Here is a 16,092-nt window from a genome sequence, read left to right on the forward strand (position 1 = left end):
TCTTATAATTCTATTAAATTTCACAATTTTTTCGTATATTTCCGTTTGTTTCGATGACGGCTCCAATGGCAGCCGAACCTACTTCCGTTTCTTATCTTTCTTTTTCAAAAGCTTCTCCAGCTCCTGCATGGATTTCTGGATTTTATAAAGACAGCCGCTGCCGGCATATTTATTCTGATAGCAGAAATCCTGGAGTTTCTGCTGAAGGAAACCTGATTTTCTGATCAAACTTCTTCTCCGCTTTCCGGCGTACCGGACACGGGCACCGGAAAAGTTCTTTTTCTTCTATATTATACAGGGAATGTCAAAAATGACCAGAAAATAGCTTGTTTTAGCCATTGTTTTCCCATTTTCTTTCCGTTATAATACAGCAGAATACCATCTAATATCACTTACTATTTTGGGGGAATTTTATGAAAACACGAATGAATTTCAAGGATGAGTTTTACCAGAAATTAAAGCTCCTCGTCCTCCCGATTGCGATTCAGAACTTTATGCTGGCTCTCGTCAGCGCGACGGACGCAATCATGCTGGGATGGATTGACCAGACCTCGCTGTCGGCGGTTTCGCTGGCCGGGCAGGTGCAGTTTGTTTTGAGCCTTTTTATCTCAGGCATCGCGGCGGGCGCCGGTATTATGGCAGCGCAGTACTGGGGGAAACAGGATGCCGCTTCGATCGAAAAAGTGATTCCGATCGCACTTCGCACCAACCTGCTGTTCTCCGGCCTGTTTACCATCCTTGCCGGTTTCTGTCCCGAAATACTGATGCGCATCTTTACAAATGATGCGGCCCTGGTTGCAAGCGGAAGCCAGTATTTACGCGCTGTTGCACTCTCCTACGTACTCTGCGGTATTTCGCAGGTCTATCTGATCCTGCTGAAAAACACCGGTCATGCAGCAGTCAGCTCCCGCATCAGTTCCACTGCGGTTGTACTGAACATCATTTTAAATGCCATCCTCATCTACGGTCTTTGCGGTGCTCCGGCACTTGGGATCCGCGGAGCAGCTTATGCAACGGTAGCTGCCCGCGTTGTGGAACTGATCTGGGCTTATCTCGAGACAAAGAAACCGGAGCGTGTACGGATTCTCTGGAACCGCCTCTTCTCTTCCGCAGGGAAAATACTTTCAGAAGACTTCTGGCGCTACACGCTTCCCGTGCTTGCGGCCTCCCTCGTCTGGGGAATTGCCTACGTTCTGTACTCCGTTATCATGGGCCACATGGGAAGCGATGCTGTTGCAGCAAACTCGATTACCTCGATTGCAAAGAGCCTCCTCTCCTGCCTGATCCGCGGTGTGAGCGGCGGTGCCGGTGTTCTGATCGGAAACCTGCTCGGTGCAGATGAACTCGAGAAAGCACGCGAATACGGCGGCCGCCTGACGCATCTTGCAATTGCCATCGGCGTTGTGACCGGCGGTCTTCTGATGTTGATCTCTCCTGCAATCGTCCACTTCGCTCCGCTTACCGATACCGCGGCAGAATATCTGCAGTACATGCTTCTCTTCTGCGGTCTGAACTTGATGGCACAGTCGGTCAACACCACCGTTCTCGACGGCATCTTCTGTGCCGGAGGCGATGCGAAATTTGATATGCAGGGAAACATCGGCGCTATGTGGTGCTTTTCTGTACCGCTTGGCTTTCTTGCCGCATTCTGGCTGAAGCTGCCGGTCATGGTTGTCTACTGTATCGTAAACCTCGATGAGATCGTGAAACTGCCTGCGGTTTATCTTCATTATAAAAAATACGTCTGGGTACGCAACATCACCCGCGATATCGAAGAATAATTACCGAACTATAAAATCCCCTGCGGAAAATCCAAACCGAATGGATTTCCCGCAGGGGATTTCGTTCTTTTATCGTATTACAAATATCGCAATGATTTTACATCGATTTTCTTTCCGCAATTTCTGCCATCTTCGCCTCGTTCAGACGGGTGTCGCCATGGACACGGCTGTAGGAAAGATAGCCGTTCATACGGTCGATCTTTGTCAGGTTCTTGGAACCGCAGACCGGGCAGACATCCATGTCGAGTTCCTGGTGGCCGCAGTCATCGCAGTAAGCCAGGGACAGGTTGACGCCCTCGTAGTAGCCGAGCTCCATTGCACGCTCGATCAGGGTCTTGATCGCACCTTTGTTGTAGCCGACCGGGTAGCGCACATACTGGATTTTTCCGCCGTTGCAGAGCTCCCAGAAACGTCCCTCGAGATCCTGTTTCTGGATCGGGGTGATGTCCTCGGTTACGTGGCAGTGGAAACTGTTGCTCACATACGGGCGGTCCGAAACGTTGCGGACGATGCCGTACTGTTTGCGGAACTGCTCTATCTGCAGGCCGCACAGGGATTCTGCCGGTGTGCCGTAGATCGCATAGAGGATGCCGTCCTCTTTCTTAAACTCGGCAACCTTGTCGTTGATATATTTCAGCGTGTCGAGTGCGAACTGTCCGTCCTCAACAAGAGATTTTCCGTTGTACAGCTCCTGCAGCTCGTTCAGCGCCGTGATACCGAACGATGCGGTCATCGGCTTTAACAGCGGGCGGATCTTGTCGGACGGTTTTAAGTGGCCGCCGTAGAAACCTCCCTCGCAGTAAGCCAGCGGGTTCGTGGATGCACGCATCTCGCCGAGGTAATCGTAGGTCCGTTTGTGCAGATCGCGGATCATCTCGAGGTAGAAATCAAGCACTTCGTGGAAATCGCGGTTCTCGGAACGGGATTTTGCCAGGATCATCGGAAGATGAAGGGAAACGGCTCCGATGTTGAAACGTCCGACAAAGACCGGTTTGTCGTTCTCATCTGCCGGCTCCATGCCTCCGCGCTCGTACCACGGGCTAAGGAAAGCACGGCATCCCATCGGGCTGATGACTCTCTTGTATTTCTTGTACATCTCGGCGATGTAGCCCTCGCCGCTCATCGACAGCCAGTCCGGATACATGGTTTTAGAGGAACAGTCAAGTCCTGCCTCAAAGACATCTTCTGCGATGCCGCCCTCTCCGTGAATTGCCTTGTCATATAAGAAGACGATTTTCGGGAAGAGCACCGGCTTTTTGTGGCCTTTCTTGCCCTGTCCGTTTTTGTGGACCTCGAGAAGGGAGATGGAAATCATCTTCTCGAACATGCTCGTTCCAAGGCCGAGGGTCACGGTAACGAACGGATAATCACCGCGGGAAGATCCAACAGTGTTCAGTTTATACTCAATTCCCTGCCATCCCTGATCGCACTCTCTTCTTACTTTGTCGATCGCATACTCGATGGCTTTCTCCTGTGCACCCTCCCAGGATGCGTCGGTATATTTCAGGAACTCTTTTACGTAGTAATCGTAGCTCTTCTGTGCGTACGGAGCAAGGATCTTGTCCACCTCCGGCACGGTAAAGCCGCCGTACTGCTGTGCAGCGGTGCTGAGGACGATATCGCCCATGACATCAAATGCGGTGTCGAGTGTCTTCGGCTCGTTGTACCAGACATTTCCCATCTCGAAACCGCCTTTTAAAACGTTTCCGACATCGAACAGACAGCAGTTCATGGTATCGAGACGTGCGGACTGGTCGTGGATGTAGATGTAACCGTCCTTACAGGCCTGCAGCTCGTTGCGGTTCATGAAGAACTTGCGGTACAGCTCTTTGTTCAGCTCGTTGAAAATCAGGCTTCGCTTCGTTGCAACGAGGGCGCTGTCGGTGTTGGCATTGCTCTTGTCGCCGATGTAGCGGATGGACTGGCTCTTCGTGTAGACCTCGTCCATCATATGGATAAAATCAGTTTTGTAATTGCGGTAATCGCGGTAGCTTTTTGCCACAGCCGGGTTTACTTTTTCGAGTGCTCCCTCCACGATATTGTGCATATCGCTGATCGGAATTTCGGTCTTTCCAAGGGAATATACGTGCTCGGTTGCGAACTTACAGATAAAGTCAATCTCCTGCTGTGAGAAGGTATACAGGATTCTCTGTGCGGATTTATTTACGGCACGGACGATCTTCTGCGCGTCGAATTCTTCTTTGGTGCCGTCCTTTTTGATAATATAAACCATTGTGGTGTCCTCCAAATCAAACACTATATCTTGTGTGTCCCCCACCCTTTTCTTGTAGCGGGCACCACATATTGTAGCATGTTTCTTTTGAAAAGAAAAGGCATTTCCTGTAAGTTTTTATTTTCAGAATATTGCATACTGCTCTTTCGTGCAGACAGAAATCTGCATTTTTCAAATTCGTTCTGCAAGCGTTCCTTCAAAAACGGTCTCGGCCGGGCCGGTCAGAAGGACCTTATTTTTCGTCCGGTCCCATGTAACGAAAAGCCTGCCGCCGCGCAGTTCTACGGCAGTTTCTCCCTCCGAAACACAGCCGGAAAGCATCGCCGCGACGGCTGCCGCACACGCTCCCGTTCCGCAGGACAGCGTTTCACCGCTCCCACGTTCCCAGACTCTCATTTTTATTGTGTGTTGATCTAAAGTCTGGATAAACTCTGTATTGATACGGTCCGGGAAGCAGGAAAGGTGTTCAAAAGCGGAACCGGTCTTTGCAATGGATATTTTTTCCACATCTTCCACCGGAATCACCGCATGCGGATTTCCCATCGAAAGGCAGGTCATCGTATAATTTTCCCCGCACACGGTAATTTTATGCTCCAGCACATATTCCCCCAGAGAAACAACGGGGATCTGTGCGGCGCGGAATTCCGGCGTTCCCATCTCCACTGTCACCTGACAGATCTCATTCGGATTCTCCCCCGTCTGCAGATGAATCACACGGTTTCCGCTGCCGGTTTCGATAGTCAGCGTCGTTTTTCTCGTCAGCCCATGCTCGTACACGTATTTTCCCACACAGCGGATGCCGTTGCCGCACATCGCGCCCTTCGAGCCGTCGGCGTTGTACATTTCCATCGAAAAATCTGCTGTTTTGGATGCCCCGATCAGAATCAGCCCGTCCGCGCCGATGCCGAAATGGCGGTCACTTACCGCTTTTGCCAGCCGTCCCGGACTCTCCACCCGCTCCTCCATGGCATTTACATAGATATAATCATTTCCGCAGCCCTGCATTTTTGTAAAACGCATACACAGCCTCCTCCCAGACTTCTGCCCTTTCCAGTTCCTTACTAAATATGTATTCCGTACCGCGCTTTTGAAAAACCATTTTTCTCAAATCCGCTTCAGACATTGGAAAACGAAGCGGAATGTGATAGAATAGGGGGAACTGATATCGTTACTTACATGAAGTAACTTTCAAATATTTTTAACCATTTATTATGAGGAGGTTTTGATGAAAAAATACCGTTGGGTTTTAACAGCAGTATTTGCCGCTTTCCTCGTGGGAACGAGCGGCTGCGGAAAGAAAACAGAAACGATTCCGATCACAACCATCAGTCAGAGTACCGACGATGACGACCCCGAAGACAATCTGGCGGCCTCCGGCGATTCCGATGAGATTCCGGAATACGATGTAGATCTCTCGAAGAACCTGAACAGTTTTCAGCTTGCCATCTGGGGCGATACATACGAAATTCCGGAATCCTACGCGGATTTTACAGCGCTTGGCTGGGTTTACAGCGGCGACGACACGAAGGAAATCCAGCCGGAATCCTTCTCAGAGGGCGAAAGCTTTGAAAAGGACGGAAACCAGATTACCGTCGATATTGCCAATCCGGACACCACGGTAAAGCCAGTGGCGGAATGTCTGATCGGAGGCATTCACATCGATACCTCGACCGCTGAGGGCCAGAATATCTATGTCGGCCTGCCGAACGGCGTCACTCTGCAGCAGTCGCTGATGGAGGATGCGGAAAGCATCTACGGTGCGCCAAAGGACCGTTATGAGACCGATACCTCTGTGCAGTTCACGTATGAGTACGGGCTGTACCAGACGATCACGCTCGGCTTCGATAACAAAACGGGAATTCTGTATTCCCTCGATATGCAGAACTTTACGACCACGGCTGATGCAGAAGCGCTCGATGGTGTCAGCGATGCCACAACACCGGAAGTGGAGGCCTACCAGGCACCGGAAGCCGACAGCAGTGAAATCAACGACTGGACCGTCCGCTTTGACGATGTACTCTATCATCTTCCCGTTCCGGTCAGTGAACTTCTGGACCACGACTGGACCGTCAATACGAAAGAGTCCGATACGGCCGTTTTAAACGGAAAATACGGCTACGTCACGCTGGAAAAGGGCGGTCAGAAGCTTTACTGCACCGTACATAATTACGGCGCGGAGGCGACGACAGTGCGCAACTGTTTTGTTACTTCGCTGTACGGCGATCTCGATACGACAAAGATTCCGATTTCAATCACAAACGGCATCACGCTCGGCACTTCCGAGAGCGATTTTCTGGCGAAGGCAGGGGATGCCAAATCAGAAAAAACGGAAAAAGAGGATAGTAACCTGACACTCTACACATTCTATAGTGATGACGAAAAGCTGGACTACACTGAAATCGGCATCGACAACGATCTGAAGCTGGTACGCAGCATCAAGGTGGTTCACAACCAGCCGGAAGCGCCGGAAGAAGAAGCCAAAAAAACTTCCGCGGAAGATTCATCTTCCGTTTCCGACAGTCAGGAACCGTCCGAAACACCGGCTCCGTAACGATACTTTCAGAAAAATGGCTGCATGGCAGCTTACTACAGACGAAAACGAGGATTTTTATGGAAAACTTATACGACGTTATCATCATCGGCTCCGGCCCGGCGGGTCTTTCTGCCGCGATTTATGCGAAACGCGCAAAGCTCTCCTCTCTTACGATTGAGGCAAACTTTGCAAGCGGCGGCCAGGTGCTGAATACCTATGAAGTAGACAACTATCCCGGCCTTCCGGGCATCAGCGGCATGGATCTCGGAAGCACGCTGCGCGCACACGCTGAAAAAATGGGCGCGGAATTTTCCCGTGAGCGTGTGAAGGAGCTTGTTCTTGACGAAGAGATCAAGATTGTCCGCACGAGAAAAAATGAGTATCATGCCAAAACGGTCATTCTTGCAACCGGTGCGGAGCACCGCGCGTTAAATGTACCTGGTGAAAAGGAGCTCTCCGGCATGGGCGTCTCTTACTGTGCAACGTGTGACGGCGCATTTTTCAAAGACAAAACCGTTGCCGTTATCGGCGGCGGCGATGTCGCCGTGGAGGATGCGATTTTCCTTGCCAGAACGTGCAAAAAGGTTTACGTGATCCACCGCCGCGATGAACTGCGGGCAGCCGGTGTTCTCCAGGATGCACTGCTGGCACTGCCGAATGTGGAAATGGTGTGGGATACGGTTGTGGATTCCATCGAAGGAAACGAGATGGTGTCCGGCGTGAAGGTAACGAACAAAAAGGCAGGGGAAGCCGGTGTGATCACGGTAGACGGCGTGTTTATTGCCGTCGGCATCGTTCCGGTCTCCGCACTGATCGCAGGCATCGTAGAAACCGATGAGGCTGGCTACATCAAAGCCGGCGAAGACGGTGTGACGAGCGTGCCGGGCGTGTTCGCCGCAGGCGATGTCCGCACGAAGCAGCTCCGTCAGATCATCACGGCAGCCGCCGACGGCGCGAACTGTGTGACTTCGGTAGAGAAATATCTGATCAGCCACTGATGGCTTCTTTCGAATAGAATACGGCAAAAGCAGGCATTCTTCGTATTGTACGGAGAACTGCCTGCTTTTTTCTGTTTTTCCGTAGTTTCTGAAATCTGAAAAACCTTTCATGTCAGTCGTGTAAAACTTTAAAACCTCTTTTTGTCGAAATTGCACAAAGAAACCGGTTTTTTCCCACACGGGCCAATTTTATAAACATCCCGTCCACAAGTTATCCACATAGTTAACCACCGAAAACATGCCTAAAAACAAGTTATACACCGAGTTATCCACATTATCCACGAAAAACGGTGTGGAAAGCATGTGTTTAAATCTTGCGAAATCAGAACGCGTGTTTTGGTCATAACAGAGAAAACCGTTATTTCGCCAAAAGATTTTATAAAGCACTTGACTTTTTAAGTGTCAATCTCTGTTGGTTTTTGACTTGAATTGTGTGAATTTTTCGTACAATTTAATATTACATTTTTCGTGTTCTTTTGCTGTTTTTACAATGGCTGCAAAAAGAAAATCTCCTGTTCGGAAAACGATTGTTTCGTTCCCAGACAGGAGATTTTGATTGGATTTTTCTTTGTTTTACTCTGCCAGCTTTCCAAGCCGCTTTGCTTCTGCCCTCAGCTCTTCGATCCGGCGGTTGCACATGCCCACCGGGACGCCGGTGTCGATGACACGTTCACAGCTCTTCATCAGCTCGCAGGCGCGGGCAAATGCCTCGTCGCTGATCTCCTGGAACGGTGCTTCGGTTACCGTCTCCATCGCCAGAATGCGGGCGAGCTGGTAATCGATATCGTTCGTATACAGGACGCCTGCCGCAAACGGGACATTTTCCTTCTGCAGTTTCCGGAACACCAGGATTCCCGTTCCGCCGCCTGCGAGGACAAAGACGCGCGGTGTTCCCTCCGGCCGCGGCAGCTCGATGCTTCCGAAGCACGGGTCAAACGAACCATTGTCAATCTCGTACAGTTCGCGGATGATATCCTCGCGGAAAATTGTCTCCGGTGCGCCGAAATGGGAAATAGCATCGCCCTTGACGCAGATGATCTTATCTGAAATTTTCTGTGCCAGATCGATCTCATGCAGCGACATGATGACGGTGATGCCCTTCTCCTTTGCCATGCGGCGCAGAATCGCGAGCAGTTCCAGCTTGTGGCGGATATCGAGGAAAGAAGTCGGCTCGTCGAGGATGATGACCTCCGGCTCCTGACAAATCGCACGCGCAAGAAGCACTCTCTGGCGCTGGCCGTCGCTGATAGCGTTGAAATCGCGGCCGCCGAGCTCTTCGGCATGAACGGCGCGCATCGCCTTCTCGACCTTTTCCTCATCCTCACGGGTCAGCATGCCGAGCCGTCCGGTGTACGGATAGCGGCCCGTTGCCACGATATCGTGGCAGGTCATCAGCTCCGGCTTCATGCGCTCCGTCAGCACAACGGCCATCTTCGTGGACAACTCGCGGAACGAAAGCTCATGCAGGTTTTTCCCGTCAAACTCCACATTTCCGCCGACCAGCTTTAACTGGCGGGTGATGCTTTTCAGAATCGTTGATTTACCGGAACCGTTCGGTCCGATCAGCGTAACGATCTCGCCTTTTTCGATGCTGATGCAGATATCTTTGATCAGCGGCTTCTTATCATAGCCGACCGTCAGGTGGTCCAGATGAAAATAATATTCATTCATATTCTCTTACCCCCTTTTCCGGCGCAGCATCATGAAAATGACGACCGGCGCACCAAAGATCGATGTGACCGTACTGATGGACAGCTCCAGCGGTGCAAACGCCATACGCGCGATCAGGTCGCACATCATACAGAAGACGGCTCCGCCGAGGAACGTTCCCGGGATTACGACGAGCGGACGCGATGTGCCGAGGCTCTGTTTGACGAGGAACGGGACGGCAATGCCGACAAACGAAATCGGACCGGCAAATGCGGTGACGCATGCGGAGAGAATACTCGAAAGCAGAATCAGCGCGATGCGGAATACTTTGATGTTGACACCCATGCTCTGCGCATACGCCTCACCGAGCTGGTATGCACCGATCGGTTTTGCCATCAGGAACGTGATGACAAAGGTGATGCCGATCACAGCCGCAGAGATCGCTACGTTGCTCCAGCTCATGCCGGAGAAGCTTCCCTGTGACCAGCCGTGGAGGTTGACGATATCGGAATCCTCCGCGAAGGTGACAACAAAATCCGTGACCGCCGAGCAGATGTAACCGATCATAATACCGCCGACGAGAAGTCCTGCCATATTTTTGATCCGTCGGGACATCAGCAGAATGAAGCCGACGGAGAGAAGGGATCCTAAGAATGCTGCAACAATCATCGTGTAAGATGTGATATTGCGCGCCCACTCCAGATAAAAGATCATGGTCAGCGCCACGACCATTTTGGCTCCCGAGGAAATTCCAAGAACAAACGGACCGGCAATCGGGTTTTCAAAGAAAGTCTGTAAAAGGAAGCCCGACAGGGACAGAGCACCGCCCAGGATTGCCGCCATCAGAATACGCGGAAGGCGGATTTTCCAGATAATATTGTACTCTTTCCCCTCTCCGGTCCGCCGCAGCAGAATCCGGAAAATTTCCGGAATCGAAATATTTACGTTTCCGGAATTGATATTCAGCACGGTGATGGCAGCGAACGCCAGAATCAGCACCAGAAACACAGCGGCATACCGCGAACGGCGCCGGAAGTTTTCCATATGGAAACTGTTCTCTTTTCCTGTCATATTTTTTTTCTCTGACATACGTTCCTCCATCAGGATAATTTTCTTAAGAATACCATCTGATCCGGATCGCCGCCCGTTACCAGAAGGTTAATGTCGTTGGTAAACTGTGCAATTTTATCGGTTGCCTGATACATCGATTTCTCGGTTGTCCAGACATTGCCCTCTTTGACTGCTTTGTAATCGGCAAACATGGAATCCTTTGCCAGCAGGTCGTCCAGGGTTTTGACGGTGGAATCGATGCTTGCGTTGTAGATCAGGTAGTCCGCATCTTCGGCCGTATCGTAGAACTGCTCCATCGTGATCGGCACGGATGTTTTTCCGCTGTCGTCCTGGAGATCACGGAAGGCGTTGCGCGCACCGCCAAGCTCGATCATGTTGGAAATATAGTCCTCCGGGTTCCGCACAACGGCAGCTCCGCTCGTATTAATATAGAAGAAAGCGACCGTTTTTTCGGTATTCTGGAAATCCTTCAGATTTTCCACAACACTTGCCTGATTTGCAAAGAAGTCGGCTGCCTCCTCCTCTTTGTCCAGCATGGCACCGTAGAGTTTGATCCATTCGGTTCTGCCAAGAGGCTGGGATTCGTAGCTGGAACGGTCGATGAAGACCGGAATATCGAGCATCTCGATCATCTCCTGTACCTTCGGGGAATGGAGGATCATCGTGGATTCAATGGCCAGATCACAGTTCTCACTGACCAGAAGTTCGTAATCCGGCTCACTGTATTTTCCGGCGAAGATCATCGTTCCGGCATTCATCGCGTCAACGGCATCCTGTACGTACCAGTTGTCTGCGGTTTCACCGGAGAGACGAATCGTATCGAGGGAGTCGATGGCATCGAACAGCGCCATCGGAGAGGTTGCTGCCATGTAGATGCGTTCCAGCGGCTGATGGATTACAATTACGTCGGAATCGAGGTCATCCGGCGCCTCTTTTCCGTCCGGGACGAGCAGATACTGCGCGCCGTCTCTGACATCGATCAGTTTATAGCCGTCTGTGCAGTAGTATACGTTAAAGCACTCCGCGTAATTCAGGACCATCTTGCTCTCGATGGTGATTCCGGTGATGTCCGGTGCGTCGCTGACATCGTCTGTCGTTGCGAAACCATCCGCGGATGCGGTATCACTCCCGGAGGTGCTGCTCTCAGCAGTGGCTTCGGAGGTGCTTTCACTTTCAGCCGTACTTTCCGAGACGGATGTGCTCTCCGTCTGGCTTTCGGAAACGTCTGCTGCGGATGCTGTGGATGTGCTGCTCTCAGAAACTGCCGAAGTGCCCGACGCGGACGATGTGCTGCTTCCCGTTGATGCGGTGCTGCCGCAGGCCGTCAGTGACATCGCTGCTGCAAGAAAAAGTGCAGCCCATTTTTTCAGCTTTCTTTCGTTTTTTCCTGTCATTTGATATTCCTTTCTTAAAGAAAAAGCCGCTGCCATACGGCAGCAGCCCTTTCTCATTTTTTGCTGCAAATTATTGTACTTATTTATTCTCTTCTGCCTTTACCATCTGCTGGAACAGCTCGTTTGCCTGATCCTCGCATCCGAAGATCACGCCGTAGACTTTCAGCCACTCTGCTTTCGCAAGATCGGTCTTCTCGTCTGCGGAACGGTCAACCAGCATCGGAATGGTCAGGGTTGCCAGACGCTCTGCGGTGTCGGACAGACGCTCATTTTCCTCTTTCAGAAGTTCTTCCGGAGTCTTGTCTTCGTCTGCTTTCTCATCCGTTGTCTTATCGTCTTTATCGTCCTTCTGATCCTCAGCTTTGGTATCTGCGGTCTCGTCGGCTGCATCAGCATCTTCCTCATCTTTTGCATTTCCCGGAAGGAACTCAGACGGAAGAATTGCAAAATCGATTTCGTCTTTTACCAGAGCTTTGTAGTCCAGATCATCGAATGCTCCGTCGAAGGAGATTTTTTTGTTTTCCATTGCTTTTGCAATGTTTTCGATCTGGCAGTCTTTCTGCTCCATGCCGACTGCTTTGATGCTCTCTGCTGCGTCTAACTGCTCATCGAGAAGTTTCAGGGCATCCTCAGATGCTACGTATGTTTTCTCAACCGGAAGCTGGATCACGATCATATCTTTGTCCAGTCCTGCCGGAATCTCAACATCTTTCGGAACGATCAGATATTTGACAACATTGCCTTCGTACAGCTCTTTTGTCTTTTCGGTCAGATCTTTCGCTTTCTCAGTGCTGGTTTTTTTGGAATCGGATGCTGCTGCCGCTTCTTCCTCGTCGGTTGCTGCTGCGGTATTCTCTGCTGCTGCGGTATCGGTATCTTCTGCTTTCTTGTCGTCCTCGGTCCGTTTCTCCGGATCACGCTCGGTATCTTTTGTCATATCGATCTCCAGCAGGGTGATGCCTTCGTCGTAATGATACATCTTGAAGTACTCTGCGTAAGCAAGTTTTGTCTCTGCTTTGTATTCCAGTCCCATGATCTCTGGAGCGGTGGTATCCAGCTTGGAGTTATCGGTGCTGATCGTGGAGGTTGTTCCGTCTGCTTTTACAAATCCTGTGCTGAAAGAAGTGCTGCCGCCCTTCTTTGCTGCTGCCAGGGAGATGAAGATGTTGTAGGAAATCTCATGGGCAACGGACATTCTGGTGGTCATACCGATAATGGTATTGTTCTTGTTCAGCTCAACCGGAATGGTGAAGATGCTGCTTCCGCCGCTGACATTTGCCATGTATTTATTTCCGTTTGCTTTTACATATCCGTAGTACGGACTGCTGAATGCGATCGTTGCATAAGCCTGTCCGTTCGTTACAGTAATCTTGCTGCAGGAGATGGTTACCTTTCCGGATCCGCCGGAGAAGGAGAATCCGTCTGGTGTGTAAACGCCGTCTGCCAGTGTGGTTGCACTGTCTACTTTGGATGTGCCGCCGCTTAAGTCAGACTCATATTTGGATTCCTGCTCCGGTTTGGTATCGGCCGGTTTCTGGGTCGGTGCCGGAGTCGGGGTGCTGGTGGGTTTTACAACCGGTGTCTCAGATGGAGATACGGTTGGGGTATTGGTCGGAACGAGGGTTGGTTTCGGAGTATCGCCCTTGTTGTCATCCGACGGAAGGTCTCCGGTCTTTTTCAGGCTGGAAGATGCAATCGTGATGGCTCTGTCGTACCATTTGCCGCTCTTTACTGCATGAGCTGCTACAGCAAGTTCCTGATCCAGTGCTTCTACCGGGATTTCAAACTGCATTCCTGTTTTGGTTTCACCGTCTAAGGTGTAGTCCACTTTTCCGGTGGAAGCGATCCATGCGCCGCTCTCTGCTGCCGCATCTTTTCCGGTTCCCATATACAGATAATCATAGCCGCTTCCGCTTAAGGTGATAACTGCTGTCATTTTTCCGTTTTTCGCGGTCAGTTTTACGCCGACTACCTTGAACATTGCTGCATTAGTTGTTGCCTCTGCACTGTAAATACCATCTGCTACTTTATTGGTCTCATCTGCCGGAAGATCTGCGGTCTTTTTCAGACTGGAAGATGCAATAGTAATGGTTCTTGCATACCATTTATCCCGTTTTGCAGAATGGGAAGAAACAACAAGTGCCTGATCGAGTGCTGCTACCGGAATATCATACTGCATTCCTGTTTTCGTCTCGCCGTCTGCTGTTGTGTAATCAACGGTGCCGACACCTGCAATCCATGCACTCTTGTCTGCGGCAGCTGCCTCTTCCGGTGTTCCCATGTACAGATAATCGTAGGCAACACCACTTAACGTGATGCGTGCTTTCATGTCGCCGTCTTTTACGGTCAGCTCTACGCCGACTACTTTGAACATAGCTGCGCCGGTCTCCGCGGTTCCGCTGTAGATACCGTTTTCTACTTTCGCCGGTTCCGGAGTTGGAGTTGCGGTTGGAACCGGAGTCTCACTCGGAGTCGGGGTTGCAGTCGGGACCGGAGTCTCGGTCGGCTCCGGTATCGGAGTTACTTCCGGTGTTTTACTTCCCGGAACTGCAAGATAAAGCTGCTGTTTGGTGTACCAGGTTCCGTCTTTCTTTCCAAGAACGATCGGAACGGTTGTGCCGGCTTTGTCCGCATCTACTTCAAATGTAAAGGAATAACCGCCGTTTGCTTCCTGCATTCCCTGGATAGCCGGTGTTTTTGCAAGGTCATCGTTCTTTCCAAGATACAGTTTATCAAATGATACGTTGTTTGTTTTCAGTGTAAGAACGAGTTTATCACCCTTGTTGATCATTGTTGCCTCGGAGATGACGAACATTTTGAATACGCTGCCGTCCTCTTTGGTAACCGGTGCTTCTACACTGGCTGGCTTATTCGAGGAATCCTCACCTGGATTTTCGCTTGGAGTCTCGGTTGGTTCCGGTGTTACCGTCGGGATTGCATCGGTGCTGTGGATCGTAACGGTTTTATCAGCCCATGTTTTTTTCTTGGCTGAGCGAACGGCAACATCCATCTGTTTGTCAAGCTCTTCCACCGGAATTTCAAAACGATATCCGGTCTTTTCTGCACCGGTCTTCGTATCCGTATAGGTTTCGCTTCCTGTCGGAGCAATCCAGCTCTTTTCATCTGCTGCGGCAGCTTCTGCTGCTGTTCCCGTATACAGGTAATCATAGCCGGTTCCACTCAGCAGAATGGATGCTTTCAGTTTTCCATCTTTTACGATGAGTCTGGAAGAAATCACACGGAACATGCTTCCGGTTGCTTCTGCAGAAGTCTCATACTCACCATCTGCCGGTTTTGCTGCTTCCGCTGCTTTTGTTTCTTTCTTCTCGGCTGTATTGGATGCCTCATTTTGGGTTGTTTCTTTTACTTCCGTTTTCGGCTGTTCTGCCGCCGGACTGGTATTCTCTTTTACAGCATCTTTGGTTTCTTCTTTTGCCGGTGTTTCTTTTCCAGCATCTTGGGAAGTCTCATCTGCTGCTTCCGGCTCTTTTTCTGTGGTATCGGCAGTCTCTTCACCGTCTTTTGCAGTGTCCTCTGCAGTATCTTCCGAAGCATCCTCATCTGCGGATGGTGTCTCGGTCTCGTCAGATCCTGCCGGTGTCTGATCCTCTGCAGGCGCGGCCGGTGTTTCCGTCGGCTCTTCTGCCGGAGTCTCTGCAGTGCTTTCACTGCTCTCGGTTTCTGCCGGTGTTGTTTCCGGTTCTGCCGTCTCTGCTGTTTCTTCGCTCTGCGGCGCTTCCTCTGCGGCTGCGCTGCTTTCTGTCTGTGCTGCTTTTTCCTGCGTATCTGCTAATACGCTGGCAGTCGGGCTCATGATCATGGACGCCGACAGCAGCAGTGCCAGAAATTTGCTTGAATTTCCTTTCATAACTTCTCCTTTTCTTCGGATCTCCTTCGCGCATCTGCTCCGGATTCCGTCTGACTTTTTCAGGCAGCTGGGCGGTGCCTGTCCCCGTCAATGATGTCTCCCTGCAAGTAATCTTGTTTTTGAGGACACATTTTTTCTGCGAAAAGACAAACAGACATCTGCTTTTTCTGCAAAAGAGTTTCTCCACCGGAGCTCTTTTTCGGACGCATGGCGACAAAAAAGCAGATGTCCGATTTTACTTCGTACATCTTTCCATGAATATATATGCTTTTATCGGAAGCGATTCACTAACCTTTCCAGCAGGTTTCCTGACTCGCAGATCTTCACGGCAGCCGCGCCTTCTCATGCGTTTCGCACAATGGCATTTCTGCAGCTAACACTCCCTGCTTACAGTGACCGGATCGCTCAGGATTTCCACCTGATTCCCTTTTACCTTCGCGGATTCTTTTTCAAATCCGTTCCGCACTGAAAAGTCCCTTATTTCATTCGTTACTGATTATAGCAAAGCCGTTTTGGAAAGTCAAATGAAAGGCCACGGAAAAAGCGCATAAAATCAGCATTTTT

Annotated in this window: 10 protein-coding genes and 1 riboswitch; of the genes, 3 read left to right on the top strand and 7 right to left on the bottom strand. The window is 50.7% G+C overall.

Going from position 1 to position 16,092, the window contains the following annotated elements; translation table 11 throughout:
- Nucleotides 1-78: 78 nt before the first annotated feature.
- The gene (locus DW743_RS18005) at nucleotides 79-228 is read right to left on the bottom strand and encodes a hypothetical protein (RefSeq protein WP_156327623.1); all 150 of its coding nucleotides are present in this window, start codon (nucleotides 226-228) and stop codon (nucleotides 79-81) included.
- A gap of 185 nt (nucleotides 229-413) precedes the next feature.
- Here DW743_RS18005 and DW743_RS14535 point away from each other — a divergent pair, with 185 nt between their 5' ends.
- A complete protein-coding gene (locus tag DW743_RS14535; protein ID WP_117761985.1) occupies nucleotides 414-1,781 on the top strand; it encodes an MATE family efflux transporter in 1,368 nt (455 codons plus the stop codon).
- A 97-nt stretch (nucleotides 1,782-1,878) separates the two neighbouring features.
- Here the strand turns inward: DW743_RS14535 and nrdD are convergent, their stop codons facing one another.
- Entirely contained in the window at nucleotides 1,879-4,014 is a 2,136-nt protein-coding gene (nrdD, locus tag DW743_RS14540) for an anaerobic ribonucleoside-triphosphate reductase (RefSeq protein ID WP_022461695.1), read from the bottom strand.
- A 171-nt stretch (nucleotides 4,015-4,185) separates the two neighbouring features.
- Nucleotides 4,186-5,034 carry a diaminopimelate epimerase gene (dapF, locus tag DW743_RS14545; RefSeq protein WP_117510101.1) on the bottom strand — a complete coding sequence of 283 codons (849 nt, stop codon included), beginning with the start codon at nucleotides 5,032-5,034 and terminating at the stop codon, nucleotides 4,186-4,188.
- 205 nt (nucleotides 5,035-5,239) lie between these two features.
- Between dapF and DW743_RS14550 the strand changes: the two genes are divergently transcribed.
- The gene (locus DW743_RS14550; RefSeq protein WP_117761986.1) at nucleotides 5,240-6,565 is read left to right on the top strand and encodes a hypothetical protein; all 1,326 of its coding nucleotides are present in this window, start codon (nucleotides 5,240-5,242) and stop codon (nucleotides 6,563-6,565) included.
- A gap of 59 nt (nucleotides 6,566-6,624) precedes the next feature.
- On the top strand, nucleotides 6,625-7,545 hold the full coding sequence (gene trxB / locus DW743_RS14555) for a thioredoxin-disulfide reductase (protein WP_117510103.1): 921 nt from the start codon (nucleotides 6,625-6,627) through the stop codon (nucleotides 7,543-7,545).
- 573 nt (nucleotides 7,546-8,118) lie between these two features.
- Here the strand turns inward: trxB and DW743_RS14560 are convergent.
- The 4 genes from DW743_RS14560 to DW743_RS14575 all read right to left on the bottom strand — a co-directional run bounded on the left by DW743_RS14560 (nucleotide 8,119) and on the right by DW743_RS14575 (nucleotide 15,528).
- Nucleotides 8,119-9,216: an ABC transporter ATP-binding protein gene (locus DW743_RS14560; RefSeq protein ID WP_117761987.1), complete on the bottom strand. Its 1,098-nt coding sequence runs from the start codon at nucleotides 9,214-9,216 to the stop codon at nucleotides 8,119-8,121.
- A 6-nt stretch (nucleotides 9,217-9,222) separates the two neighbouring features.
- Nucleotides 9,223-10,284: a FecCD family ABC transporter permease gene (locus tag DW743_RS14565; protein WP_226906339.1), complete on the bottom strand. Its 1,062-nt coding sequence runs from the start codon at nucleotides 10,282-10,284 to the stop codon at nucleotides 9,223-9,225.
- A gap of 11 nt (nucleotides 10,285-10,295) precedes the next feature.
- A complete protein-coding gene (locus DW743_RS14570) occupies nucleotides 10,296-11,660 on the bottom strand; it encodes an ABC transporter substrate-binding protein (RefSeq protein ID WP_243004590.1) in 1,365 nt (454 codons plus the stop codon).
- Nucleotides 11,661-11,739: 79 nt separating this feature from the next.
- A complete protein-coding gene (locus tag DW743_RS14575) occupies nucleotides 11,740-15,528 on the bottom strand; it encodes a hypothetical protein (RefSeq protein ID WP_117761988.1) in 3,789 nt (1,262 codons plus the stop codon).
- Between the two features lie 281 nt (nucleotides 15,529-15,809).
- A riboswitch (cobalamin riboswitch) is annotated at nucleotides 15,810-16,013 on the bottom strand.
- Between the last annotated feature and the right edge of the window lie 79 nt (nucleotides 16,014-16,092).

The organism is Blautia sp. AM28-27 (assembly GCF_003480905.1).
Classification (GTDB): Bacteria; Bacillota; Clostridia; order Lachnospirales; family Lachnospiraceae; genus Fusicatenibacter; species Fusicatenibacter saccharivorans.

Coding starts and splice junctions, on each gene's coding strand:
- DW743_RS14535 (WP_117761985.1), top strand. CDS start 414: ATGAAAACACGAATGAATTTCAAGGATGAGTTTTACCAGAAATTAAAG.
- nrdD (WP_022461695.1), bottom strand. CDS start 4,014: ATGGTTTATATTATCAAAAAGGACGGCACCAAAGAAGAATTCGACGCG.
- dapF (WP_117510101.1), bottom strand. CDS start 5,034: ATGCGTTTTACAAAAATGCAGGGCTGCGGAAATGATTATATCTATGTA.
- DW743_RS14550 (WP_117761986.1), top strand. CDS start 5,240: ATGAAAAAATACCGTTGGGTTTTAACAGCAGTATTTGCCGCTTTCCTC.
- trxB (WP_117510103.1), top strand. CDS start 6,625: ATGGAAAACTTATACGACGTTATCATCATCGGCTCCGGCCCGGCGGGT.
- DW743_RS14560 (WP_117761987.1), bottom strand. CDS start 9,216: ATGAATGAATATTATTTTCATCTGGACCACCTGACGGTCGGCTATGAT.
- DW743_RS14565 (WP_226906339.1), bottom strand. CDS start 10,284: ATGTCAGAGAAAAAAAATATGACAGGAAAAGAGAACAGTTTCCATATG.
- DW743_RS14570 (WP_243004590.1), bottom strand. CDS start 11,660: ATGACAGGAAAAAACGAAAGAAAGCTGAAAAAATGGGCTGCACTTTTT.
- DW743_RS14575 (WP_117761988.1), bottom strand. CDS start 15,528: ATGAAAGGAAATTCAAGCAAATTTCTGGCACTGCTGCTGTCGGCGTCC.